Below are 1,881 nucleotides of genomic sequence, written 5' to 3'. Positions count from 1 at the left end.
TTTCTGCTCTTCTTTATTATCAGCTGAATTTCCAAATTCTCCATTAAGCTTACGCCTTCTTACCTCAGAAGCTACCCACCTTTCTCCTATACCTCTTTGAGAGTTTACAGAAAGCTTTTCAGGTGAAGAGTCATCCGCTCCTTTTTCAACTCTAGGATTTCTAGAATTCTCTACAGTTTCTGCAAAATCAGGTCGTCTCTTGGATCCGACTATAGGTAAGCTTTTAGATCTATATCCATTTCTATTTGCTTCAACTTCCCTTTCAGCTGCTTCAAATTCTTTTATTTTTTCCGAAGATAATTGCTTATATAGCTCCTTAGCAGTGAGACTTTTATAAGTTATAACCTCACCATAATTTTCATCAAACTTCTTAAATTCAATACTAGCAATATTAGAGTCCGCTCCATTTTTAAGTAGCAACTTATATGCTCCCACAGCCCCTGTGTATGCAGCAATATGTATTGGCATCCATCCATCATCTTTTCTACGTACATTTACATCTGCTCCATGAGTAATTAAAAGCAGTGCTATCTTATCATAATGGACTGTTGAGAGTGAATCATGTAATGCGGTTTCTCCTTTAACGTTAACAGCATTAATATCTGTATTTTTATTTTTCAGCAGTAATTCAACAATTTCAGTGTATCCCCTCCTTGCAGCTATATGTAAGGGGGTATCTTTACGGTAATCTTTAATATTAACATCAAGCTCTCCATGGTTTAGTAAATACTTAACCATTTCAATATTTCTTTGTGTGATACCATTATATAGTGAGGTTGTATCTGCCCTATCTTTAGCATTAATATCAGCTCCTTCTGAAATCAAAACTCTTATTTCATCAAGGTTTCCTTCTCTAGAAGCTCTTAGTAATTCTTTACCTAATCGACTTTTATCTCCTCTCATCTTTTCATCTCTTTATATTTTTCTTGATTTTAATTTATTAGCTATATGAATTCAATTTATATAATATTAATTTTTGGGTAAATGTTATAATAATCTTATTACTTTCCTCTTCTATTACCATCTTCATGATTTTTAAATCTTTCACTCCAAGTACTTTGCTTCTCTTCTTTAGTTGCTTTTAACCTTTTTTTATCTTCTTTATTCATAGCCATGCCCTCTTCTTCAGTCTCTGCTGCCTCTTTTTCTTTCCCTTTGCTTTCTTTATCGTTAAGTTCTGAATCGACTACTCTTTTTCTTTTTTTATCTTTTTGGCCTTGTTCCTCTTCTTTTAAAACACTAGTGGATTTGCTGCTGGATGAGCTGATATCATAACTTTTTGTTAATGCTTCGGGTGGTTCCACCTCTAAATATCTTCCTGCCGGTGAAGATGATCTTCTATGAATCTGGGATCCGGTAACTGAGCGCTTCATTGTAAAAGCTTCTTCTAAATCTCTTGCCCCAATTTTTTCAAGAAATTTTTCTCTAATACTTCTTCTAAATTCATCTTTTAAAGTGTTATCCCCTAATTCAACAAACTTTGGAATACCCGCAGGAAAAACCTGTTTATGTACATCTCTTACTCCTATGAGCTCTCTAATTGATGCATATTTTAATTCTTCTGCCGCTTCATTAATAGCTTTAATCATTTCTTCACATTTTAGACAACATCTTTTAGATATCCCTATATAAATCTGCTCTTCAACAGCAGTTCTACTACTTATTTTCCTGCTTTCCATAAGCTTTTGAATTATTTTCATCTCTGCATGAACCCGTTCCTTACCTTGGATAAATCTATATCTCCTTTTCTCTATAGTGCCTACAAGTTCTTGGCTAAATGCATTGTCATGAGTGGGATCTGAATAAGCAAGTATTATTGAATTTGTGGTTGTGTTGCAAAGAATAGAAATTGGAGATAGATGTTGGTAGAAGCAAATAACT

The 1,881-nt window shown here is 33.8% G+C and carries 2 protein-coding genes; both read right to left on the bottom strand.

The window, feature by feature from the left end; translation table 11 throughout:
* A partial coding sequence (locus NF27_RS06815) for an ankyrin repeat domain-containing protein (protein WP_039457423.1) occupies positions 1-903 on the bottom strand: 903 nt, incomplete at its 3' end.
* Between the two features lie 98 nt (positions 904-1,001).
* Positions 1,002-1,881 (bottom strand): hypothetical protein (locus NF27_RS06810; RefSeq protein WP_039457422.1); only part of this gene is annotated, 880 nt, incomplete at its 5' end.

Source organism: Candidatus Jidaibacter acanthamoeba, assembly GCF_000815465.1.
Lineage (GTDB): Bacteria > Pseudomonadota > Alphaproteobacteria > Rickettsiales > Midichloriaceae > Jidaibacter > Jidaibacter acanthamoebae.
This window is presented reverse-complemented; position numbering and strand designations above follow the sequence as displayed.